Source organism: Chryseobacterium sp. GM_Chr_2 (assembly GCF_026540445.1).
Lineage (GTDB): Bacteria > Bacteroidota > Bacteroidia > Flavobacteriales > Weeksellaceae > Chryseobacterium.
The window spans coordinates 1-21258 of record NZ_JALNUD010000011.1 but is presented as its reverse complement, the minus strand read 5'-3'; the positions used below and the strand labels follow the sequence as shown (position 1 = coordinate 21258).

Annotated in this window: 28 protein-coding genes; 6 read left to right on the top strand and 22 right to left on the bottom strand. The window is 35.8% G+C overall.

Annotation, left to right across the window (positions count from 1 at the left end):
- Positions 1-14: 14 nt before the first annotated feature.
- From rpmD to OXQ85_RS15890, 20 genes are all read right to left on the bottom strand, one after another.
- A complete protein-coding gene (gene rpmD / locus OXQ85_RS15985; RefSeq protein WP_029297759.1) occupies positions 15-191 on the bottom strand; it encodes a 50S ribosomal protein L30 in 177 nt (58 codons plus the stop codon).
- 10 nt (positions 192-201) lie between these two features.
- A complete protein-coding gene (rpsE, locus tag OXQ85_RS15980; RefSeq protein ID WP_045491132.1) occupies positions 202-723 on the bottom strand; it encodes a 30S ribosomal protein S5 in 522 nt (173 codons plus the stop codon).
- Between the two features lie 20 nt (positions 724-743).
- The gene (rplR, locus tag OXQ85_RS15975) at positions 744-1097 is read right to left on the bottom strand and encodes a 50S ribosomal protein L18 (RefSeq protein WP_267405776.1); all 354 of its coding nucleotides are present in this window, start codon (positions 1095-1097) and stop codon (positions 744-746) included.
- A 15-nt stretch (positions 1098-1112) separates the two neighbouring features.
- A complete protein-coding gene (rplF, locus tag OXQ85_RS15970; RefSeq protein WP_267405775.1) occupies positions 1113-1658 on the bottom strand; it encodes a 50S ribosomal protein L6 in 546 nt (181 codons plus the stop codon).
- Between the two features lie 17 nt (positions 1659-1675).
- Positions 1676-2074, bottom strand: a complete 399-nt coding sequence (rpsH, locus tag OXQ85_RS15965) for a 30S ribosomal protein S8 (RefSeq protein WP_039364085.1) — start codon at positions 2072-2074, stop codon at positions 1676-1678.
- 151 nt (positions 2075-2225) lie between these two features.
- Positions 2226-2495 (bottom strand): 30S ribosomal protein S14, encoded by a 270-nt coding sequence (rpsN, locus tag OXQ85_RS15960; RefSeq protein WP_027387207.1) that lies wholly within the window; start codon positions 2493-2495, stop codon positions 2226-2228.
- A gap of 3 nt (positions 2496-2498) precedes the next feature.
- Positions 2499-3050, bottom strand: a complete 552-nt coding sequence (rplE, locus tag OXQ85_RS15955) for a 50S ribosomal protein L5 (protein ID WP_267405768.1) — start codon at positions 3048-3050, stop codon at positions 2499-2501.
- Between the two features lie 13 nt (positions 3051-3063).
- Positions 3064-3390, bottom strand: coding sequence for a 50S ribosomal protein L24 (gene rplX / locus OXQ85_RS15950; protein ID WP_072953568.1), 327 nt, complete (start codon positions 3388-3390; stop codon positions 3064-3066).
- Between the two features lie 20 nt (positions 3391-3410).
- The gene (gene rplN, locus OXQ85_RS15945; protein ID WP_007839504.1) at positions 3411-3779 is read right to left on the bottom strand and encodes a 50S ribosomal protein L14; all 369 of its coding nucleotides are present in this window, start codon (positions 3777-3779) and stop codon (positions 3411-3413) included.
- Positions 3780-3781: 2 nt separating this feature from the next.
- Positions 3782-4036, bottom strand: a complete 255-nt coding sequence (gene rpsQ / locus OXQ85_RS15940; RefSeq protein ID WP_034678021.1) for a 30S ribosomal protein S17 — start codon at positions 4034-4036, stop codon at positions 3782-3784.
- A gap of 12 nt (positions 4037-4048) precedes the next feature.
- Entirely contained in the window at positions 4049-4234 is a 186-nt protein-coding gene (rpmC, locus tag OXQ85_RS15935) for a 50S ribosomal protein L29 (protein ID WP_027381309.1), read from the bottom strand.
- A gap of 12 nt (positions 4235-4246) precedes the next feature.
- Positions 4247-4672, bottom strand: coding sequence for a 50S ribosomal protein L16 (gene rplP / locus OXQ85_RS15930; protein WP_029297776.1), 426 nt, complete (start codon positions 4670-4672; stop codon positions 4247-4249).
- Positions 4673-4769: 97 nt separating this feature from the next.
- Entirely contained in the window at positions 4770-5519 is a 750-nt protein-coding gene (rpsC, locus tag OXQ85_RS15925) for a 30S ribosomal protein S3 (protein WP_267405757.1), read from the bottom strand.
- An 8-nt stretch (positions 5520-5527) separates the two neighbouring features.
- Entirely contained in the window at positions 5528-5926 is a 399-nt protein-coding gene (rplV, locus tag OXQ85_RS15920) for a 50S ribosomal protein L22 (RefSeq protein WP_007839512.1), read from the bottom strand.
- Positions 5927-5928: 2 nt separating this feature from the next.
- Positions 5929-6207, bottom strand: a complete 279-nt coding sequence (rpsS, locus tag OXQ85_RS15915) for a 30S ribosomal protein S19 (RefSeq protein ID WP_002983209.1) — start codon at positions 6205-6207, stop codon at positions 5929-5931.
- A 2-nt stretch (positions 6208-6209) separates the two neighbouring features.
- Complete coding sequence (rplB, locus tag OXQ85_RS15910) at positions 6210-7031, bottom strand: 50S ribosomal protein L2 (RefSeq protein ID WP_103246794.1); 822 nt, start codon at positions 7029-7031, stop codon at positions 6210-6212.
- A gap of 22 nt (positions 7032-7053) precedes the next feature.
- Entirely contained in the window at positions 7054-7344 is a 291-nt protein-coding gene (gene rplW, locus OXQ85_RS15905; RefSeq protein WP_042720941.1) for a 50S ribosomal protein L23, read from the bottom strand.
- 3 nt (positions 7345-7347) lie between these two features.
- The gene (gene rplD, locus OXQ85_RS15900; protein WP_267405752.1) at positions 7348-7977 is read right to left on the bottom strand and encodes a 50S ribosomal protein L4; all 630 of its coding nucleotides are present in this window, start codon (positions 7975-7977) and stop codon (positions 7348-7350) included.
- Positions 7968-8591: a 50S ribosomal protein L3 gene (gene rplC, locus OXQ85_RS15895; RefSeq protein ID WP_267405751.1), complete on the bottom strand. Its 624-nt coding sequence runs from the start codon at positions 8589-8591 to the stop codon at positions 7968-7970. The genes rplD and rplC overlap by 10 nt, the downstream gene beginning before the upstream one ends.
- A gap of 251 nt (positions 8592-8842) precedes the next feature.
- Positions 8843-9607 (bottom strand): DeoR/GlpR family DNA-binding transcription regulator, encoded by a 765-nt coding sequence (locus OXQ85_RS15890; protein WP_267405750.1) that lies wholly within the window; start codon positions 9605-9607, stop codon positions 8843-8845.
- Between the two features lie 114 nt (positions 9608-9721).
- Here OXQ85_RS15890 and OXQ85_RS15885 point away from each other — a divergent pair, with 114 nt between their 5' ends.
- The 6 genes from OXQ85_RS15885 (at position 9722) to OXQ85_RS15860 (ending at position 18174) form a co-directional block, all read left to right on the top strand.
- Positions 9722-11323 (top strand): glycerol-3-phosphate dehydrogenase/oxidase, encoded by a 1602-nt coding sequence (locus tag OXQ85_RS15885; RefSeq protein ID WP_267405747.1) that lies wholly within the window; start codon positions 9722-9724, stop codon positions 11321-11323.
- Between the two features lie 7 nt (positions 11324-11330).
- Entirely contained in the window at positions 11331-12827 is a 1497-nt protein-coding gene (gene glpK, locus OXQ85_RS15880; protein ID WP_267405746.1) for a glycerol kinase GlpK, read from the top strand.
- 23 nt (positions 12828-12850) lie between these two features.
- The gene (locus tag OXQ85_RS15875; protein ID WP_267405745.1) at positions 12851-13582 is read left to right on the top strand and encodes an MIP/aquaporin family protein; all 732 of its coding nucleotides are present in this window, start codon (positions 12851-12853) and stop codon (positions 13580-13582) included.
- A gap of 444 nt (positions 13583-14026) precedes the next feature.
- Positions 14027-14449, top strand: a complete 423-nt coding sequence (locus OXQ85_RS15870; protein WP_267405744.1) for a hypothetical protein — start codon at positions 14027-14029, stop codon at positions 14447-14449.
- Positions 14446-15429 (top strand): hypothetical protein, encoded by a 984-nt coding sequence (locus OXQ85_RS15865; RefSeq protein WP_267405742.1) that lies wholly within the window; start codon positions 14446-14448, stop codon positions 15427-15429. The genes OXQ85_RS15870 and OXQ85_RS15865 overlap by 4 nt, the downstream gene beginning before the upstream one ends.
- Before the next feature lie 21 nt (positions 15430-15450).
- Positions 15451-18174, top strand: a complete 2724-nt coding sequence (locus OXQ85_RS15860; RefSeq protein ID WP_267405740.1) for a hypothetical protein — start codon at positions 15451-15453, stop codon at positions 18172-18174.
- 167 nt (positions 18175-18341) lie between these two features.
- Here the strand turns inward: OXQ85_RS15860 and OXQ85_RS15855 are convergent, their stop codons facing one another.
- Positions 18342-19016, bottom strand: a complete 675-nt coding sequence (locus OXQ85_RS15855; RefSeq protein ID WP_267405739.1) for a hypothetical protein — start codon at positions 19014-19016, stop codon at positions 18342-18344.
- Positions 19013-21258, bottom strand: a 2246-nt coding sequence (locus tag OXQ85_RS15850; protein ID WP_267405737.1) for an RHS repeat-associated core domain-containing protein, incomplete at its 5' end; no start/stop codon positions are given. The genes OXQ85_RS15850 and OXQ85_RS15855, both read right to left, overlap by 4 nt.

Below are 21258 nucleotides of genomic sequence, written 5' to 3'. Positions count from 1 at the left end.
AATTATTTTAAAAATTATTTTTGAACTTCAAGTAAATGACTAACTGCAGCTATCATTCCTAAGATAGAAGGAGTAGCTTCGTGTTCTACAACTTGGTGAAGTTTCTTTAATCCTAATGCTTCAAGCGTTCTCTTTTGGGTTTTTGTTCTTCCAATAGCGCTTCTTACTTGCTTTACTTTGATTGTTGCCATTGTATATATATTAACCGTTAAACACTTTACTTAGTGAAACTCCTCTCATTCTAGCAATTTCTTCAGGTCTTCTGATGTCTAATAACGCTTTGAAAGTAGCTTTCACCACGTTGTGAGGGTTAGAAGATCCTTTAGATTTTGAAAGGATATCGTGAATACCAGCAGACTCCAATACCGCTCTTACCGCACCACCGGCGATAAGCCCTGTACCGTGAGAAGCAGGTCTCAAGAAGATATCTGCACCACCGTATCTAGCAGTAGTTTGGTGAGGAATAGTGTGGTTCATTACAGGAACTTTCACAAGGTTTTTCTTAGCATCTTCAACTGCTTTAGCAATTGCAGAAGCAACCTCTTTAGATTTTCCTAATCCGAAACCGATGATACCTTCTTCGTTACCTACTACAACAATAGCAGAAAATCCGAAAGCTCTACCCCCTTTTGTTACTTTTGTTACTCTGTTAACAGCTACGAGACGATCTTTAAGTTCTAATCCTCCCGGTTTTACTCTTTCTATATTATCTAGTCCTAACATATTTTCCGAAATTTAAATGATTAGAATTTAAGTCCTCCTTCTCTCGCACCATCAGCTAGAGCCTTAACTCTTCCGTGATATACGAATCCGTTTCTATCAAAAACAATAGTTTCGATTCCTGCAGCGATAGCTTTAGCAGCGATAGCTTTACCTACAGCAGCAGAAACTTCAGTTTTAGTTCCGTTTGCGTCTACTCCTTTCTCTCTAGAAGAAGCAGAAGCTAAAGTTTTTCCACTGATATCGTCGATTAACTGAGCGTAAATTTCCTTATTACTTTTGTATACAGATAATCTTGGCAATTCAGAAGATCCAGAGATTTTTCCTCTTACTCTTCTTTTGATTCTTATTCTTTTTTCTACTTTACTTAATGCCATAATACTTATAATTTATTAAGCAGATTTACCAGCTTTACGTCTAACAATTTCTCCTACGAATCTTACACCTTTTCCTTTGTATGGTTCAGGCTTTCTGAAAGATCTGATCTTTGCAGCTACCATCCCTAGAAGTTGGTTATCGTGAGACGTTAAAGTAATAATTGGGTTTTTACCTTTTTCAGTCAATGTATCAACTTTTACTTCACCTGGAAGTTCTAGTACAATACCGTGAGAGAATCCTAAAGCCAACTCAAGTTTTTGTCCTGAGTGAGAAGCTCTGTATCCTACCCCTACTAGTTCTAGTTTCTTTTCGAAACCTGTATTAACACCAACAATCATGTTGTTGATTAACGCTCTGTATAAACCGTGAAGCGCTTTGTGTTGTTTAGCATCAGATGGTCTGTTTACGTTCAGTTCTCCATCTTTTTGTTCAATAGTAATTCCTGCTGTAAGCTCCTGAGAAAGTTCTCCTTTAGGACCTTTTACAGTTACCACACCGTTGTTTTCAGTGATTGTAACTCCTGCTGGAACTGTTATAATTGCTTTACCAATTCTTGACATTTTCCTTTGATTAAAAATTAATAAACATAGCAGATTACTTCACCACCTACTTTTTCTTCTCTAGCTTTCTTGTCAGTCATTACTCCTTTAGAAGTAGAGATGATAGAAATACCCAAACCGTTTAGTACTCTTGGAAGCTCAGCTGAACCTTTGTACTGTCTCAAACCTGGTCTAGAAGCTCTTTGGATAGACTTGATAGCCGGTTTGTTAGTTTGCTTATCGTACTTCAAAGCGATTTTGATCGTACCTTGAACAGCGCTATCTTCAAACTTGTAGTTTAAGATATACCCTTGATCAAATAAGATCTTAGTAATCTCCTTTTTGATTTTCGATGCAGGAATTTCCACCACTTTGTGGCCTGCGCTTTGTGCGTTCCTTACTCTAGTTAGGAAATCTGAAATTGGATCTGTTACCATTTTTCTTTTATAAATTATTGGTTAAAGAACAATCAGTTTTGTAAAGACTTGAAGAATAAAATATCAGACTTCAGAAATCTTCGGTCTGATATTTTTTATCTTTAGTTTCTGAACAACTTAATTGTCCCGAATTTTTTAATTAGTAATTAAATTACCAACTCGCTTTTTTAACACCCGGGATAAGACCGTTGTTTGCCATTTCTCTGAAAGTTACTCTGGAAATACCAAACGTTCTCATGTATCCTCTTGGTCTACCTGTTAGTTTACATCTGTTGTGTAATCTTACAGGAGAAGCATTTTTAGGTAATTTCTGAAGACCTTCATAATCACCAGCTTCTTTTAAAGCTTTTCTTTTGTCAGCGTATTTAGCAACTAGTGCTTCTCTTTTGCGCTCACGCGCTTTCATTGATTCTTTAGCCATTTCTTAGTTCTTTTTAAATGGTAAACCGAAGTGAGTTAATAATGCTTTAGCTTCTTTATCTGTTTTCGCAGTTGTAACGAAAGTGATGTCCATCCCTTGGATTTTTTTCACTTTGTCAATCACGATCTCAGGGAAGATAATTTGCTCAGTAATACCTAAGTTATAATTACCTCTACCATCGAAACCATCAGCCTTAATACCAGAAAAATCTCTAATACGTGGTAAAGCGGAAGCAGTAAGTCTATCTAAGAACTCATACATTTTATCAGCTCTTAAAGTAACTCTAGCACCTACAGGCATACCTTTTCTCAATTTGAAAGCAGCTTCGTCTTTCTTAGAGATAGTACCCACAGCCTTTTGGCCAGTGATGTTTGTAAGTTCTTCTACAGCATAATCGATGATTTTTTTATCAGCAGTAGCATCTCCTAAACCTTGAGATAAGATAATTTTCTCAAGCTTTGGTACCTGCATTACTGATTTGTATCCGAATTCTTCCATCATTGCAGGAACAATCGTTTCTTTATATGCTTTTTTGGGTCTTGCTATATATTCCATGTGTTATTTAAAATTATAAAGTTTCACCCGTTTTTTTGTTGATTCTTACTTTCTTATCTCCTTCGATTTTGTAACCTACTTTGATAGCTTTTCCGTCTTTACCAACTAAAGCTACGTTTGAGATATGAATAGAAGCTTCCTTCTCAGTGATTCCTCCTTGAGGGTTAGAAGCTGAAGGCTTAACGTGTTTTTTAACGATGTTAAGTCCTGCAACGATAACTCTAGGGTCTCTTCCTTCTTTTTTGATCACTTCAATAACTTCACCAGTACTACCTTTAAGACCTTTCTTACCTGTAGTTACGATTACGTTATCTCCTCTTTTTATTTTTAACTTTGACATTTTTTTTAAAATTTTAAATATTAAAGTACTTCAGGAGCTAATGAAATGATTTTCATATATTCTTTGTCTCTCAACTCACGAGCAACTGGTCCGAAAACACGTGTTCCTCTCATTTCTCCCGCTGCGTTTAGTAATACACAAGCATTGTCTTCGAATTTGATGTATGAACCATCTTTTCTTCTCACTGCTTTTTTAGTTCTTACTACTACAGCTTTAGATACCTGACCTTTTTTAGCGTTTCCTGATGGTGTAGAATCCTTGATAGTAACAACGATTTTATCACCAACTGAAGCATATCTTCTTCTGGTTCCTCCCAGAACTCTAATAACTAGTACTTCTTTAGCACCTGTGTTATCAGCAACTTTTAATCTTGATTCTGTTTGTAACATTATTACTTAGCTTTTTCAATGATTCTTACTAATCTCCATCTCTTGCTCTTGCTCAAAGGTCTAGTTTCAGAAATTAAAACTGTATCTCCTTCGTTGCACTCGTTGTTCTCGTCATGTGCAGTATATTTTTTCGTTTTCAAAACGAATTTACCGTACATCGGGTGCTTTACTCTTGTAGTTTCGCTAACAACAATAGTTTTTTCCATTTTATTACTGGAAACCACTCCGATTCTTTCTTTTCTTAAATTTCTATCCATTGTAAAATGAAATTATTGTTTGTTAGTTAACTCAGTATTTAGTCTAGCGATTGTTTTTCTCAAATCTCTGATTTGGATCGGGTTTTCAATTGGGCTGATTGCATGAGCCAATTTCAATTTAGAATATTGAGCTTTTGCTTCAGTTAATTGAGCTTGAATATCACCCGCGCTTAAATTTTTAATATCAGCTTTTTTCATTGTATTCAAAGATTAAAGAGGTTTAACGAAATCGTTAGCAACGATGAATTTAGTAACTACTGGTAATTTTTGTGCCGCAAGTCTTAATGCTTCCTTAGCGATATCGTAAGGTACACCACCGATTTCGAACATAATTTTACCTGGCTTTACTACAGCTACCCAATATTCCACAGCACCTTTACCTTTACCCATACGTACTTCCGCAGGTTTTTTAGTAATTGGCTTATCTGGGAAGATTTTGATCCATAGTTGACCTTCTCTCTTCATATATCTTGTCGCAGCGATACGAGCAGCTTCAATTTGTCTTGCAGTGATCCAAGCACCTTCTGTCGCCTTAATCCCGAAAGTTCCATAAGCAAGTTGACTACCTCTTTGGGCATTCCCCTTCATTTTCATCTTATGAACTCTACGGAATTTGGTTCTTTTTGGTTGTAACATAATTTCTAAATTTTAGATTTTAGATTTTAGATTTTAGATTTTTTTTATTTTAAAAAAGTAACGGTAATTTAAAATTCAAAATTTCTAATCTAAAATTTTAATTATTATTGTTATTGTTGTTGTTTTTTCTAGGTCTTCTATTGTCTCTGTCTCCTCCTCTGTTTCCTCTGTCTGACTGACCTCCTTTTTTCTGTTGTCCCACTAGTGGAGAAAGTTCTCTTTTACCGTAAACTTCACCTTTCATGATCCAAACTTTTACACCTAATTTTCCGTACTGAGTAAGTGCTTCACCGATGTGGTAATCGATATCTGCTCTGAAAGTAGACAAAGGAATTCTTCCGTCTTTGAAAGATTCTGATCTTGCCATTTCAGCACCGTTCAATCTACCAGAGATCTGAACTTTGATACCTTCTGCACCCATTCTCATTGTACCTGCCATCGCCATCTTCACAGCTCTTCTGTAAGAGATTCTGTTTTCGATTTGCTTAGCAATGCTATCAGCAACTAATACTGCATCAAGCTCAGGTCTTTTGATTTCGAAGATGTTGATTTGAATATCCTTTTTAGTCAATTTTTTCAACTCTTCTTTCAGTTTATCAACTTCCTGACCTCCTTTACCGATGATAAGTCCCGGTCTAGCAGTAGTAATTGTAACTGTTACTAATTTTAATGTTCTTTCAATATAAATTCTTGAAATCCCACCTTTAGATAATCTAGCCTCAAGGTATCTTCTGATTTTGTAGTCTTCAGCGATTCTGTCTCCATAATCGTTTCCACCAAACCAGTTAGAATCCCATCCTCTGATGATACCTAATCTGTTACCAATTGGATTTGTCTTCTGTCCCATACCTTGATTTAGTTTTCTTTATTACCTAAGATTAATGTAACGTGGTTAGATCTTTTTCTGATTCTATACCCTCTACCTTGCGGAGCTGGTCTTAGTCTCTTCAATTGTCTTGCGCTATCCACGAAGATTTCTTTAACGATAAGGTTTGCTTCTTCGATATCCGCTCCTTCGTTTTTAGTCTGCCAGTTTGCCATAGCAGAAAGAAGTAATTTCTCTAACTTGTTAGATGCTTCTTTTTTAGAATATTTTAGGATATAAAGAGCTTTATCTACCTGCTCTCCTCTAATGATATCAGCAACTAATCTCATTTTTCTCGGAGATGATGGGCAGTTATTTAATGAAGCTTTAACAACGTCTTTGTTAGCTTCTTTTCTTGCGATTGAACTATCTTGTTTTCTAGATCCCATGATTATCTGCTTCCTTTGTTTTTGTTACCACCATGACCTCTGAAAGATCTTGTTGGAGAAAATTCGCCTAACTTGTGACCAACCATGTTTTCTGTAACATAAACAGGGATAAAAGATTTCCCGTTGTGTACAGCAATAGTTTGTCCTACGAAGTCCGGAGAGATCATAGATGCTCTAGACCAAGTTTTGATAACTGTCTTCTTACCAGACTCTATATTTGCCTGAACCTTCTTATCTAAAGTATGATGAATGAACGGTCCTTTTTTAAGTGATCTTGCCATAATTATTTTCTTTTAGATACGATGTAACGGTTAGACACTTTGTTTTTCTTTCTAGTTTTGTAACCTTTAGACGGCTTACCGTTTCTAGATCTTGGGTGACCTCCTGAAGAACGTCCTTCACCACCTCCCATTGGGTGATCTACTGGGTTCATTACTACCGCTCTTGTTCTTGGTCTTCTACCTAACCATCTGCTTCTACCAGCCTTACCTGATACAGTTAACTGGTGGTCAGAGTTAGAAACTGATCCAATCATTGCATAACATTCAGTAAGGATCATTCTAGATTCTCCTGAAGGCAATTTAATGATTGCATATTTTCCGTCTCTTGAAGTTAATTGAGCTGAAGAACCAGCACTTCTTGCCAAAATTGCACCTTGACCAGGCTTCATTTCAACACAAGAAATTACAGTACCTAATGGAATGTTTTTCAACTTCATTGCGTTCCCTACATTTGGTTCTACGCTTTCACCAGAAATTACTTTCTGATCTACTTTGATACCGTTTGGAGCGATGATATATCTCTTCTCTCCGTCTGCGTACTCTAATAAAGCGATAAATGCAGTTCTGTTTGGATCGTATTCTACAGATTTTACAGTTGCTTCAACGTTTGCTTTGTTTCTTTTGAAGTCAATAATTCTGTATTTCTTTTTGTGTCCACCTCCGGTGTAACGCATGGTCATTTTACCTGTTTGGTTACGTCCACCTGACTTTTTAATACCAACTGTTAGAGATTTCTCTGGTTTGTTGGTAGTAATTTCCTCAAAATTGTTTACAATTCTGAATCTCTGTCCCGGGGTGATAGGTTTTAATTTTCTAACAGACATTACTATTATTTATAATTAATAATTAATTTACAGCAAAAATATCGATAACCTCACCTTCAGCAAGTTTAATTACCGCTTTTTTCAATTTGTTTGTCTTTCCTACTTGAAGACCTTTTTTAGTGTACTTTGAAGAAACCTTCGGAGCATAAATCATTGTGTTAACGTCTGCTACTTTTACACCGTAAGCTGCTTCAACAGCTTTTTTAATCTGGATTTTATTCGCCTTAGTATCAACTAAGAAAGAATAAGAACCTCTTAAATCTGTAAGGTAATTAGCCTTTTCTGAGATAACTGGTTTAATAATAATAGACATGACTTATTTCTTTAAATTTTCTTGGAATTTCTCGATAGCACCTTCTAAGAATACGATCTCACCTGCGTTGATTAGGTCATAAGAGCTAATTTCGTTGTAAGCAACAACTTTAGTCTTAGGTAGGTTTCTTGAAGACAAATAAACATTTTTGTTTGCTTCATCTAAGATGTAAAGAGATTTTTTACCTTCGAATCCTAAAGCGTTATTGATATTGATAAACTCTTTAGTTTTAGGAGTTTCGAAATTGAAAGCCTCTAATACTTTAATGCTGTTATCTCTCAATTTCTGAGAAAGAACAGATTTTTTAGCTAATCTCTTAAGAGCTTTGTTCAATTTGAATCTGTAGTCTCTAGGTTTTGGCCCGAATACTCTACCTCCACCTCTGAAAGTTGGAGATTTAATATCACCATATCTAGCAGATCCAGATCCTTTTTGCTTCTTAAGCTTTTTAGTAGAAGCAGTAATTTCGCTTCTTTCTTTTGATTTATGAGTTCCTTGTCTTTGTGCAGCAAGGTACTGTTTAACTTCTAAGTAAACCGCGTGCTGATTTGGCTCAATTCCGAATACTGTTTCGTCTAGAGTTACTTTTCTTCCGGTCTCTTTTCCTGATGTATTTAATACTACTAGTTCCATTTTCTGATAATTACATAAGAATTTTTAGCTCCCGGAACAGCACCTTTTACTACTAAAAGATTTTGTTCTTGATCCACTTTTAATACTTGAAGGTTTTGCACAGTTACCTGCTCACCTCCCATTCTTCCAGCCATTCTCATCCCTTTGAATACTCTTGAAGGGTCAGATCCAGCACCGATAGAACCTGGAGCTCTAAGTCTGTTGTGCTGACCATGAGTTGCCTGCATTACACCTCCAAATCCGTGTCTTTTAACAACACCTTGGAAACCTTTACCTTTAGAAGTTCCTGTTACATCTACATATTCACCTTCGATGAATAGATCAACTTTTACTTCCTCTCCTACTTTAGCATCTGTGAATCCGTCGTGGAATTCAACTAATTTAGCTTTAGGAGCAGAACCAGCCTTTTTGAAATGACCAGCTAACGCTTTACCAACGTTCTTCTCACTCTTGTCATCGAAACCTAATTGAACGGCAGAATAACCGTCAACTTCTAAGGTTCTGACCTGTAAAATCGCACATGGACCTGCTTGAATAACTGTACAAGGAATATTTTTCCCTGCTTCGTCAAACAAAGACGTCATACCGATTTTTTTACCAATAATACCTGACATTGTTTATGTTATAATAAAATTTATCCTTTATTTATCGTCATTTTTCGGAAGTCTGAAGTAATTTCTACTTTTGATATAGGCATACTACGCCCCTAAAATGAGTGTGCAAATGTATGAATAATTTTCTAACTGACAAATATTTCAAGCAAAATATTTTGATTTTTAATCATTTAGATAATTTTGGAAAAATTCGGGCGAAATTTCAGGTAAAATATTTTTGAATTACAGATAATTTAAAAATGAGTTGATTTTTACTTAATAATTACACTCACTCCAATTTCTTCAAGATTATTTTTGTCTTCTTCTAAAATATCCTGATCCGTAATCAAGTAATCTATTTTATCTAAAGAAGCAATTTTTCCGAAGCCTTTTTTATTGAGTTTTGAAGAATCGGCAAGAATAACAACTTTGTCAGAACATTCAATCATCAATTGATTTAAATGAGCCTCTGCTGCATTCGACGTACTGATCCCAAAATCCATATCAATTCCGTCTACACCAAGAAATAATTTATTACAAGAAAACTGCTTCAAAATACCTTCAGAAATAGAACCTACAATAGAAGTTGAGCTTTTCCTCACCTCTCCTCCTAACTGTATAATATTAATGTTAGGATTATTACAAAGTTCGATCGCCACGCGTAAAGAAGAAGTAAGCACTGTCAACGGCCCGAAGTTTACCAGCATTCTCGCCAAATAATGCATCGTTGTTCCGGAAGCCAAAATAATACAGTCGTTTTCCTGAATTAAAGATAAAGCCGCTTTTGCAATTCGCTGCTTGGCTTCCACATTTATGCTTTCCTTTTCATCCACATTTTTTTCGTACGCATAACGAACATGCTTACTCGCACCACCGTGATTTCGGAAAAGCAAACCTAAACTTTCAAGATAGTTCAGATCTTTTCGGATCGTAACCGAAGAAACATTGAATTTTTCACACAAATCCTGAACAAGAACGTGATCTTTCTCTTCTATTTCCTTTAAAATATCATTATGTCTTGTCAGTAATTTTTCCATGTGAAATTAATTTCACCAAAATTACTATTTTTTTTTATATTAAAAATTTCATTTAATTTCTTTTTAGTTTCATTTTTAATTTTTACATTTGAAAACGAAACATAACGAAATATTATGAAACGAAACGAAGAACTCAGCAAACTCACCACCGTAAAAGAATGGGACTTTATCGTCATTGGCGGTGGAGCAAGTGGTTTAGGTTCGGCATTAGATGCTACCAGCAGAGGGTTTAAAACGTTATTACTCGAATCTCATGATTTTGCTAAAGCCACTTCCAGCCGAAGTACAAAGCTCGTACACGGCGGTGTAAGATATTTGGCGCAGGGCGATATTGGTTTAGTTAAAGAAGCTTTGAAAGAAAGAGGCTTGTTGGCTAAGAACGCAGCTCATGTGGTAAAAAATCAGTCTTTTATCATTCCGAATTATACTTGGTGGGGCGGAATCTACTATAAAATAGGACTTTCGATCTATGATTTTCTTGCAGGGAAATTAAGTTTAGGTAAAACGAAATACATCAGCAAAGCAAAAACAGTTGAAAAACTTCCGACTATTGAACAAAAAGATCTGGCGAGCGGTGTTGTTTATCAGGACGGACAATTTGATGATGCCCGATTAGCAATCAACTTAACTCAAACAATTATTGAAAAAGGCGGAACTGCTGTTAACTATGTCAAGGTCATTAATTTAATTAAAAACGATTCAGGAAAGACCACAGGCGTAATTGCTGAAGATCAATTCACCAAGCAGCAATTTGAAATTAAAGCGAAAGTGGTCATCAACGCAACCGGAGTTTTCACCAACGACATATTAAATATGAATAACCCAAAACATGGAAAACTTGTTGTTCCAAGTCAGGGAATTCATTTGGTTTTAGATAAATCTTTCTTAAAAAGTGATGACGCGATCATGATCCCTAAAACATCGGACGGAAGAGTTCTATTTGTCGTTCCTTGGCATGACAGAGCTTTAGTTGGAACCACCGACACGCTTTTGGAAAACGAAAGTTTTGAACCGAGAGCGTTGGAAGATGAAATTAAATTTGTTTTAAATACAGCAAGACAATATTTAGCTAAAAAACCAACCCGCGAAGATGTAAAATCAGTTTTCGCAGGACTTCGACCGCTAGCCGCTCCTAAAGACGGCTCAAAAAGCACCAAAGAAGTTTCCCGAAGTCATAAAGTGATTACTTCTGAAACCGGATTGATTTCCATCATTGGCGGAAAATGGACAACCTACCGAAAAATGGCCGAAGATACCGTTGATGAAGCGATGAAAGTTCACAAACTAGGAATTACCACTTCAAAAACCGAAAACCTTTCAATCCATGGAAATGTGAAGCCTGAGACTGTAGACAGAACTAATCATTTATATGTATACGGTTCGGATATTCTTGAAATTAAAAAATTACAGCAAAGCAATTCTGAATTTGCAGAAAAAATACATCCAGAACATCCTTTCACAATAGCGGAAGCGGTTTGGGCAGTACGAAATGAAATGGCAGAAACCGTTGAAGATATTTTGGCAAGACGCGTAAGATTATTATTTTTAGACGCGAGAGCTGCCATCGATAGTGCCGAAAAAATCGCTACAATTATCGCAAGAGAAAATGGGCATTCCCAAGAATGGATTTACGAACAAACGAATGAATTTATAGAATTGGCAAAAGGATATTTGCTGACACCTTATTCTCCAAAAACAATCAACCTTAATAAATAGACACAACATGAGCGAAAAATTAATTCTTGCTTTAGATCAGGGAACCACTTCGTCCAGAGCAATCCTATTTAATCACAAAGGGGAAATTAAATACATTTCCCAAAAGAGTTTTGAACAAATCTTCCCGACGCCAGGTTGGGTAGAACATGATCCGAACGAAATCTGGTCATCGCAAATTTCCGTGGCCGCAGAAATTATCGCCAAAGCCGGAATTTCAGGTTTGGAAGTCGCCGCAATCGGAATTACGAATCAACGAGAAACAACTGTCGTTTGGGACAGAGAAACGGGCGAACCTATTTATAATGCGATCGTTTGGCAAGACAGAAGAACGTCTAAATATTGCGACGAATTAAAAGAACAGGGACATACAGAAATCATCAAAGAAAAGACAGGCCTTGTTTTGGATGCTTATTTTTCTGCCACAAAACTAAAATGGATTTTAGATAATGTAGAAGGAGCACGAGAAAAGGCTGAAGCCGGAAAACTATGTTTCGGAACTGTCGATACCTGGCTGATCTGGAAACTTACCCGTGGAAAAATGTTCATCACCGATGTTTCGAATGCAAGCAGAACGATGCTTTTAAATATTCATACTTTAGAATGGGATGAAGACCTTCTGAAATTATTTAATATTCCTAAAAATATATTGCCCGCCGTAAAGCAAAGCAGCGAAGTGTATGGTGAAACGGCTACTACTCTATTTTCAACCAAAATTCCCATTGCGGGAATTGCGGGAGATCAGCAAGCCGCTTTATTCGGGCAAATGTGTACAAAACCAGGAATGGTAAAAAACACTTACGGAACCGGATGTTTCCTTTTAATGAATACCGGAACTGAAGCCGTTTTATCAAAAAACAATCTGCTAACAACTGTTGCTTGGAAAATTAATGGTGAAGTGAATTATGCCTTGGAAGGAAGTGTTTTCGTCGGCGGTGCAGCAATTCAGTGGTTGAGAGATGGGTTGAAACTTATCAACTCTGCAGAAGAGATCAATACTTTAGCTAAAACTGTCGAAGATAATGGCGGCGTGTATTTCGTTCCTGCCTTAACGGGATTGGGAGCGCCTTACTGGGATCAGTATGCCCGTGGAACTATTGTCGGCGTTACCCGCGGAACAACCAACGGACATATTGCAAGGGCTACTTTAGAAGGTATTGCTTTTCAGGTATATGATATTGTGAAAGCAATGGAAGCTGATTCTGGAAGAGAAAGTTTGGAATTGAGAGTAGATGGCGGTGCTTCGGCGAGTGATCTATTGATGCAGATTCAATCGGATTTATTTGGTTTTAAAATTACCAGACCAAAAACATTAGAAACAACCGCTTTAGGTGCCGCTTATCTTGCCGGATTGGCGGTTGGTTACTGGAAAAGTATTGATGAAATTCAATCGCAATGGATTGTTGATAAAGATTTTCATCCGCAGCTCGAGCAGGAAAAAGTGGAGAAAATGGTAACGACATGGAATAAAGCCGTGCAACGTTCTCAAAGCTGGATCGAAGATTAATTTCACCTTATAAAAACTAAGATATGACTCCATTTATAGCAGAACTTATCGGAACCATGCTGATGATCTTATTAGGAAACGGCGTGGTGGCCAATGTAGTTTTAAAAGGTACGAAAGGAAATAATTCGGGCTGGATCGTGATTACGACCGCTTGGGCATTAGCTGTTTTTGTCGGAGTAACCGTTGCAGGTCCGGTGAGCGGTGCCCATTTGAATCCCGCAGTAACCTTAGGATTAGCCTTCGCAGGAAAATTTTCGTGGGATCTCGTTCCAACGTATATTGCCGGAGAAATGATCGGGGCAATGTTAGGCGCTTTTCTTGTATGGCTTTTTAATAAAGATCATTTTGAAATCACTGAAGATGAAGGTGCTAAACTCGCTTGTTTCAGCACGGGACCAGCTATCCGAAAACCTTTATCAAATTTAATAAGTGAAATTATCGGAACCTTCGTTTTGGTATTTGTGATCTTCAATTTTGTGGATGCCAGCATTTATGTAAACGATGCTTCGGAAGCCAAAATTGGGTTGGGAACCGTTGGCGCATTGCCGGTAACTCTATTGGTTTGGGCAATCGGATTGTCTTTAGGCGGAACCACTGGTTATGCCATCAATCCTGCCCGTGACTTGGGACCGAGAATCATCCACTCCATTTTACCTATCAAAGGAAGCAGCGACTGGAGCTATGCATGGATTCCTATTTTGGGACCTGTTATTGGTGCTGGTCTTGCTGCCTTATTACATATAAGCTTAAACTAAAATTTTAAAACTATATGAAAGAGCCATTCCAACTTTGGGATGGTTCTTTTTTTAAACACAAATTACATGAATACTTTTTCCATATGAAAATCCTTAGAATGTAAAATAATTCTAATATTTTAAACCATTAAGATAGGGTTAAGAAGTTGAGAAAAATTAAGTTGAACTTCGTTATTAGGGATGATATTTATCAAAAATTAATTTAAACGTTTTTGCTTTTTATCGGCAGAATTCAATTTCATCAACGATAAAATCTTTGTGCCTTAAAAACATTCATTATTTAAAAACATCTTTGCGACTTTGCGATTAACCCACAAACAAAAATTCTTCCCAAATTAAAATTAAGTTTAAATTTTTCATTAAATCGCAAAAACTCATTAATCACCGTGATTTTACGGTTCAATTTTTGCTTGGATATTTTTAATTTTGAAAAAAATTTTAATTATGAAAAAGCTTTTTTGTTTATTGATTCTATGCATCGGCTTCCTATCTTTTGCACAGTCGAAAGTACCTTTTGTCGGGAAAAGATTTTATGATATTGTAGAAGGCTTCAGCGGAAGCGGAACTCCGGCGTATTATGTAGACATCAAGAAAAACGGAGATGTACATTTCGGATATGTTCAGGTGAATCAGGCGGACGGAACCGAAACTGCAGAAGACATTAACGTAGGAAAATACAATCCTAAAGTAATGACCGTGCATTTTAAGAAGTTCAACGAAACTTTTAATCTTAAGCTTGAAAAAGATAAAATTTATTTAACCGATAAAAACGGGAATATTCAAAAAACTTCAGACTGCTGCTCAGTAGCAGAAAGCACAGATCCTGACACAAAATGTTCTTGTGAAAGCGAACTTTTTAAACCATGAGGTATATAAGACCATTTCTTTTTCTAATCCTCTTATCTTTTATTTCGTGTGGAAAAAAAGACAATCCCCCCTATACATTTTATTACTGGAAAACGAAACTGGCTTTAGACAAAACCGAAAAAGATGCTCTGCAAAAAGCCAGCGATCCCGTTTTATACACGCGTTTTTTTGATGTTGATAAAATAGATGGAAAGTTTCAACCCGTTGGGGTCATTACAAAAGATAAAAGTTTTGAAACCAATAAGCAAATCGCGCCCACGGTTTTTATTACCAACCGTACTTTTCTTTATATTAAAAAAGACGACATTCCATTTTTGGCGGAAAAAGTTCATCAATTGATTCAGAAAAAAACATCTGAATATCATTTAAAAATAAATAATGAAATTCAGATTGATTGTGATTGGACAGCCGGAACTCGGGATGATTATTTCACTTTTTTAAAAGAATTAAAAAGAATTTCGGGAAAAGAGATTACCTGTACGCTTCGGCTACATCAGGTAAAAGATAAGGCACAAACAGGAATTCCGCCTGTTGCAAAAGTTTTTTTGATGTGCTATTCTACTTCTTCGCCGTTGGAAAATTCAGATAAAAATTCAATTCTGGATGTTAATATTCTGAAAAGCTATCTTTCGAAACTTGAAGAGTACCCAATTAAAAAAATTGAAGTAGCCCTTCCTATTTATTCATGGGGAATTGTGACAAATCACCTGGGAAAACACAGATTGATTAATGCGCTATCTCAAAAAGACCTGAACAATCCGGACTTCAGAAAAATATCAGAGAACGAAATTGAGATTCAAAAAGACGGATTTTATTTTGGGAATTTCCTGAATAAAGGTTTTAAAATTAAGATTGAAGAAATTTCCGATCAGCAGCTTTTAGACGTTATTCATTTCCTTGATAAAAAAATCCCGCAATACAATATCATTTATTATCAATTAGATAGTAAATTTGTTATCAACCAAAATTTTAATTTCTAAATTAAAAACACCACAGCTAATATGAAAAAGTACCTACTTTCATTTGCCGTACTCTCACTTTTTTACACAAAATCTGATGCCTGTGCATGGGCTGATCCTGATTATGATTATTTCAATCTTTTCACGCAGACCATTATAAAAGATAAATCTTATTTGCCGTTTTTACACAGCTATTCCACAAGATTTTATACCGATTACAGCCCTTCGCTTCTGGCTCAAATCCCGGATGAGAATATTGAAGCATGGAGAAAATACTTTAACAATCAGCTCAGCTACTCCGAAACCTTGTTTTTGGTGAATAAAATGAGCATGAATGATTTAAATGAATTAAAAAAAGGAAATCCAAACAACCAACTGCTTAAAAAACTGGGAACGGGTTTCTACACAAAATATACAGAAGGAATTGATTATCTGATTGAGGCTAAATATCTGGAGCCTTATATGAAAATCAATTATATTGAAAGTTCGGATTCATTTTATTACCGCGAAAATCAAAAAGATGTAAACGCTACGAACCTTGATTACAATAAAACGATTGCTGCATTAACATCACTTTATAACGCTGCCAAAAATCCGGAAATTAAGCAACGTTACGGTTTCCAGCTCGTGCGTTTTAATCATTACACCCGAAATTACGATGCCGCGGCTCAGGCTTTTAAAACGTATGTTGCTCCCATTAAACTGAAAGGTGCACCTTATATTATGGCACTCGATCAGCTTGCCGGCGCACAACGCGGGATGGATATGAATAGCGAAGCCAACTGGAACTTTTTTCAGGTTTTTAAAGACAGTAAAAGCCGTAAAGAGTCTGCGTTTGTATCGATGCAGCTGTCTGATACCGCTTCATTTAATAATATTTTAAAAAGAGCGAATACGAACGACGAAAAAAATATGGCATATTTTCTTTTAGGCTATCAGGATTTTACCAATCCGATTCCTTTGATGGAAAAAATGTACGACATTAACCCTGATTCGGAAATCCTGAAAGTAATGGCGGCAAGAAGCATTAATGAAATTGAAAGAAGTTATCTTCCGACCTACTATTATGCTTCAGCTGAAAATGGAACTGCAGTTAAAAATTCCACACAAAACAATTCAGATAAAACAAATACTGAAAATACAGAACCTAAAAAAGAAGAATTATCTTTTTGGCAGAAAATTGTGAGATTCTTTAAAAATCTTTTCGGAGGTTCAAAATCGAAAGGTGAAACAGGAAATAAAGCCGATCAAAGTGATGATGAATTGCTGGATAACCCGAACAGAATTCCGGTTTATTCTAAAAAAGATTCATATTACGGGTCTGAAAATGATCTGCAGAAAGACTTTCTGGATGATCTGCAAAAATTTGCTTCTAAAACCAAAGAAAAATCGAAGGATGAATATTGGCAGATCGCCGATGCTTACCTGATGTTTTTGAAAAAAGACTATAAAGCGAGCACCGAGATTTTAGAAGATATTAAAACCACCAATCCGGAATATCTTGAGGAAATTAAAAGAATGAAAGTTCTAAATGATATTGTTTCTCAGCCTAAAATTGATGCAAAATATGAAGATCATCTCATGAAAGATTATGCCGAATATTTTGTGGAAAAATCGGTAAAAAAAGACAGCACGAATCAGTATGATGAATATGGAACTGCACCGTCAACCGCAGATTTCTTAAAGGATGTTTTGGCTAACCGTTATTTCTTACAAGGTGAAGATGGAAAATCTTACCTGATGAATAATAAGCTGTCGTATCTTCAGTACAATCCGAACTCCAGCTTGGTTAAAAGTGTGGAAGAATTTTACAGAAAACCGAATAAGACCCAGTTTGAGCAACAGATCATTTCTAAAAATATGGATAATGTGGGGAATGTGGATGCATTTTTCAGTGTGATTTATGGTGACAGGGCGATGCGAACAGCCGACTTTGCCAAAGCGAAATCGTATTATGAAAAAGCGCAGACCTTCGCGGGAATTCCACGAGAAAACTATGAGCGCTATAATCCACTAACCGGAAATTATGAAAAACTCGTCTATGACGGCAAAAATTATGACGGATTCCATAATATTTCAAATCTGATTTTCGGTCATAATACTTGGGAAAGTTTTGAAAGTCCGCAAGACCAAAGTATGAAAGCAGAAGATTACAGCCTCTTCCCTTTCATTAAACCCAATATGAATAAACTGGAACTTGCAAATGCTCTTGTTCAACTTAAACAAATCGGAAACGGGAAGGATGAAAAGTCGGCCAAAGCCAATCAGCTCATCGGAAATGTTTTGTATAACACTTCTGTTTTAGGATATTTCAGACAGGTTTTCGTGATGGATGTCGACAATAGCAATGGTGGAAAGTATGATTTCTGGCGAACTGACCGAAAAAATCCGTACCAATATTATTATAAAAACTTTTTGGATACTACGTATATTGAACCCGATAATTTTGATCTGTCAATTAATTATTATCAAAAGGCACTTAATACCTCCAACAATAAAGAGGAAAAAGCAAGAATCCTTTTCCAAATGGCCAGCGCCGAGCAAGGAAAGTATTATCAGTATGAAGCAAAAAACCCAGCTAATATTGATTATTCTGATCCTAAATGGTCTGAGAAAAATGCCGCTCACGATCTGCAAATGACCACCACCAAACATGAAAAATACAAAACGTATTTTGCTATTTTAAAGAATCAGTACTCGGATACCGAAACCGCAAAAGGGCTGATGGGTAGCTGTATTTATTTTGAGTATTTTATGAAGAAGTAGGTTGTTTCATTTTGAGATATTTATATAAATCAGGCTGTCTATAAAAAGACAGCCTGGTTTTTTTATTTGAAGTCACGAGCGAGACGCTCGCGCCAGCTGAGGATTTTCTAAAGTTATCGAACTTGATTACTTTATTTTAAATTACATTCCCCACGCTAGGCTATTTTTCAATTAACATTTAATGTATCATCCAATATGATTTGATTAATTCCCAAGGCATTTTCTTTTTTAGAATATTCTGAAAAAGACCCTATCATATTAAATGTTTTACCCTCTTGATACTTTGAAATATCAAGAGAATAAATATATCTCCCATTTTTTATTCTTTTACAATTAAAAATAGTAGGATAAAGCAATGGTTTTTCATTAGAGATTATACCTATGTTAATTTGTGCAGAATATACATCGTCTGAACTTATAGGGCAGTAAAAATTATATATAAGAATTTTTTTATTAATATATTCTTTAGTATAAAATTTACTTTTCATTGTATCTATTTTATTTTTTTTATACAAAAGAATTTGATTGAATGATTCTTTGGAATTATGTAAATCTTTATAAAATTCAATATCAACATACTTTTCATCAATTTGTCTATCATAAGAATACCACCATCCAGTTTTATATTTCTTAATATAGTTATATCGTCCTTTTATTAGAAAGCGATCATTTTTCCCTTCATACTGATAAATGGAATCATTAATCTTTTTTTGAGTATAAATTTTGTAATGATTCAAATTAAATAAATTATATATATCATCTTTTATTACTACCTCTTTTTTTTGCTTACAGCTATTAAAAAAAATACATATTAAAAAAAAAATAATTACTTTGTTTATCATCTTTTATTATTTATTCTATATTGGCTAGGAACTCTACTATTAAAATTTCTAATATCTCTATTATAAGATGTATCTTGAACAGGTTTATAAGCTTTATCAAAATCCCCAGGTCGATTTCCATAAAAAATAGTAGTATCTTTTTGATATGTAAAACCTGTCTGCTTAATCGAATCTAAAGATGTAACTTTAACCCCCATCGAATTTTGCAGCTCCTCTTTTTGCATACCTTTTTCTGCAGTTCCATAGAGCATGGAAGTGAGATCACCAACTCTACTCATTGCCTGAGCAAAAGCGTATAATAGTCCTCCTCCTACTTTCTCTGGAAAAGTACTTGGTGAAACAAAATCATCGAAGTTAACATTCAATACTTTATCATCTGGTAACTTTTTACTCCAACTACCTGCATCGAAATCTCTACTCATAAGACTTGTTGTAAATGATGGAAAGTCTTCTGCTGGCCAAGTTGTCCACGTACCTCCTGCAAACATTGGCATAGCACTTTGAAAAGCATTTATTGCCCCATACATTGGTTCATAACTAGCCTTACCACCTTCACTTAATCTCACATAGCCAGCTTCTCCATTAGCCCCAATTTTGGCATCAGCCAAAACTGTCCCATTTTTAGCAAACCCATCTACACCTGATATTTTTTGTGCCTGTTCCACTGTTGTAACGGACGCATTAAATTGCCATTTCCCGTCTTTTCTAATCCAATCGCTTTCTGATCTTCCATCGGGATCAATAAATCTTAAAGGATTATTAAACGCATACCTATATGGTGACCAGGCTCTATTTACTTCCGCCAGCGGATCCACCACACCCCATCTTCCAATATCCGGCATGTAAAATCTCGCCCCATAATCATACATACCAGTCTCCTGAAGCTCTTTTCCGTTATACTTATAAGAATAAAAACTACCAAAAGTAGAGGAACTTGTACCTCCAATATGATTTAGCCCAAAAGGATAATAATTATTAGTGTCTATTGTTTGAATATCTTGTCCTGTATCTTTTGCAAAACTAACTCTGGCATTGCCTAAGTGATCTTTATATTGGTAAATATAACGGTTTTCGGCAAAACTATAAAAACCTTCTGATGTTGCCACGAAGTCTAGTATCCAAATGGGTTCTATATCCGGAAAGGAAGGAATAAGTTTATCTTTATAAGCCTGTTCTTCGTAGGCGGTGCTCGTTCTACAAGTTATACATATTCCACCACCCTCTCTATATTTATATTGAAAACCATCAAGATAATCTGTTATATTAGTAGTTGTTAAACCTCTAGGTGGCCTGGTAGAATAATATTTTCTTAGTTTTTGACCGTTTGCACTATACAGGTGACTGATATTTATAAAATTTATTAATCCAAACGCATTTTGTTCAATGTAAAAAGAATTTGGTAAACTTAAACTATTGTAAGCGATGGACTGAATTCCTTTATCTTTCATATTTATCATGTTCCCGTTCAGATCATAATCTATGATATTATTCCCACCTTCATAGCCAGTATCATTAAGAGAATTTTCAATAATTCTATCTAACCGGTTTCCGGTGTATTGATATACCAGATCATCTACCTGGAGAGAAGTAGTCCCTGAAAAGGGTATAGCATTCCTTTTAAGCGTAGCAATGTTTCCGTTTACATCGTACGTTAGATGCTCATTAAAATTATAATTAAACGGGATGGTTGAGAAAGGCTCTGTGTAGATGGCATCTTTCAGTCTGTTGAGCCCGTCATAAGAGTAGGTGTATCTCTTCAGTACATCTTCAGAAGCATTTTTCCATTCAACTTCTGCAATATTTCCGTTATACCTTGCGCTACCAAAACTGTTGTATATAGGATTATTGTACTTTATTTCATATCCAAACAGTTTGCCGTTTAGGTTCAGGGGATCATTAACTTTCGTCATCCACCCATGAATATTGTATGCATAATCAATACTTTGAAGCGGTGAACCAGCATTGGTTCCACCCACTTTTTTGTTTCGAAGTTGGGAAAGCTCATTATAATCATTTTGAGCTAAATATTCAACAGGATTACTATCTACCTGATGGGTATGCGTTAATAATCTGTTTTGATGGTCATAGGTAAAGTTTTCAGTAATTACTTTATCGGTATCAGTATCCAGTCTTTTATGCTTCGTGATTGATTGCTGAACGGCTCCTGAGAAATCCAATTTAGAGAAAACCTGAGTTCGCCCTCCCAAATGATTGATGGAATACGAGCCAATCGCCCTTCCTT

What these genes read in the sequence shown, in the direction of transcription:
- rpsN (WP_027387207.1), bottom strand. Translation starts at nt 2,495, where the DNA reads ATGGCTAAAGAATCAATGAAAGCGCGTGAGCGCAAAAGAGAAGCACTA.
- OXQ85_RS15890 (WP_267405750.1), bottom strand. Translation starts at nt 9,607, where the DNA reads ATGGAAAAATTACTGACAAGACATAATGATATTTTAAAGGAAATAGAA.
- rpmD (WP_029297759.1), bottom strand. Translation starts at nt 191, where the DNA reads ATGGCAACAATCAAAGTAAAGCAAGTAAGAAGCGCTATTGGAAGAACA.
- rplV (WP_007839512.1), bottom strand. Translation starts at nt 5,926, where the DNA reads ATGGGATCTAGAAAACAAGATAGTTCAATCGCAAGAAAAGAAGCTAAC.
- OXQ85_RS15875 (WP_267405745.1), top strand. Translation starts at nt 12,851, where the DNA reads ATGACTCCATTTATAGCAGAACTTATCGGAACCATGCTGATGATCTTA.
- rplX (WP_072953568.1), bottom strand. Translation starts at nt 3,390, where the DNA reads ATGTCAAAGTTAAAAATAAAAAGAGGAGATAACGTAATCGTAACTACA.
- rpmC (WP_027381309.1), bottom strand. Translation starts at nt 4,234, where the DNA reads ATGAAAAAAGCTGATATTAAAAATTTAAGCGCGGGTGATATTCAAGCT.
- OXQ85_RS15885 (WP_267405747.1), top strand. Translation starts at nt 9,722, where the DNA reads ATGAAACGAAACGAAGAACTCAGCAAACTCACCACCGTAAAAGAATGG.
- rplD (WP_267405752.1), bottom strand. Translation starts at nt 7,977, where the DNA reads ATGGAACTAGTAGTATTAAATACATCAGGAAAAGAGACCGGAAGAAAA.
- OXQ85_RS15865 (WP_267405742.1), top strand. Translation starts at nt 14,446, where the DNA reads ATGAGGTATATAAGACCATTTCTTTTTCTAATCCTCTTATCTTTTATT.
- rpsQ (WP_034678021.1), bottom strand. Translation starts at nt 4,036, where the DNA reads ATGGATAGAAATTTAAGAAAAGAAAGAATCGGAGTGGTTTCCAGTAAT.
- OXQ85_RS15860 (WP_267405740.1), top strand. Translation starts at nt 15,451, where the DNA reads ATGAAAAAGTACCTACTTTCATTTGCCGTACTCTCACTTTTTTACACA.
- rplW (WP_042720941.1), bottom strand. Translation starts at nt 7,344, where the DNA reads ATGTCTATTATTATTAAACCAGTTATCTCAGAAAAGGCTAATTACCTT.
- rplE (WP_267405768.1), bottom strand. Translation starts at nt 3,050, where the DNA reads ATGGAATATATAGCAAGACCCAAAAAAGCATATAAAGAAACGATTGTT.
- OXQ85_RS15870 (WP_267405744.1), top strand. Translation starts at nt 14,027, where the DNA reads ATGAAAAAGCTTTTTTGTTTATTGATTCTATGCATCGGCTTCCTATCT.
- rplC (WP_267405751.1), bottom strand. Translation starts at nt 8,591, where the DNA reads ATGTCAGGTATTATTGGTAAAAAAATCGGTATGACGTCTTTGTTTGAC.
- rpsE (WP_045491132.1), bottom strand. Translation starts at nt 723, where the DNA reads ATGTTAGGACTAGATAATATAGAAAGAGTAAAACCGGGAGGATTAGAA.
- rpsC (WP_267405757.1), bottom strand. Translation starts at nt 5,519, where the DNA reads ATGGGACAGAAGACAAATCCAATTGGTAACAGATTAGGTATCATCAGA.
- rplF (WP_267405775.1), bottom strand. Translation starts at nt 1,658, where the DNA reads ATGTCAAGAATTGGTAAAGCAATTATAACAGTTCCAGCAGGAGTTACA.
- glpK (WP_267405746.1), top strand. Translation starts at nt 11,331, where the DNA reads ATGAGCGAAAAATTAATTCTTGCTTTAGATCAGGGAACCACTTCGTCC.
- rplP (WP_029297776.1), bottom strand. Translation starts at nt 4,672, where the DNA reads ATGTTACAACCAAAAAGAACCAAATTCCGTAGAGTTCATAAGATGAAA.
- OXQ85_RS15855 (WP_267405739.1), bottom strand. Translation starts at nt 19,016, where the DNA reads ATGATAAACAAAGTAATTATTTTTTTTTTAATATGTATTTTTTTTAAT.
- rpsH (WP_039364085.1), bottom strand. Translation starts at nt 2,074, where the DNA reads ATGGTAACAGATCCAATTTCAGATTTCCTAACTAGAGTAAGGAACGCA.
- rplB (WP_103246794.1), bottom strand. Translation starts at nt 7,031, where the DNA reads ATGTCTGTTAGAAAATTAAAACCTATCACCCCGGGACAGAGATTCAGA.
- rpsS (WP_002983209.1), bottom strand. Translation starts at nt 6,207, where the DNA reads ATGGCAAGATCACTTAAAAAAGGACCGTTCATTCATCATACTTTAGAT.
- rplR (WP_267405776.1), bottom strand. Translation starts at nt 1,097, where the DNA reads ATGGCATTAAGTAAAGTAGAAAAAAGAATAAGAATCAAAAGAAGAGTA.
- rplN (WP_007839504.1), bottom strand. Translation starts at nt 3,779, where the DNA reads ATGTTACAAACAGAATCAAGATTAAAAGTTGCTGATAACACAGGTGCT.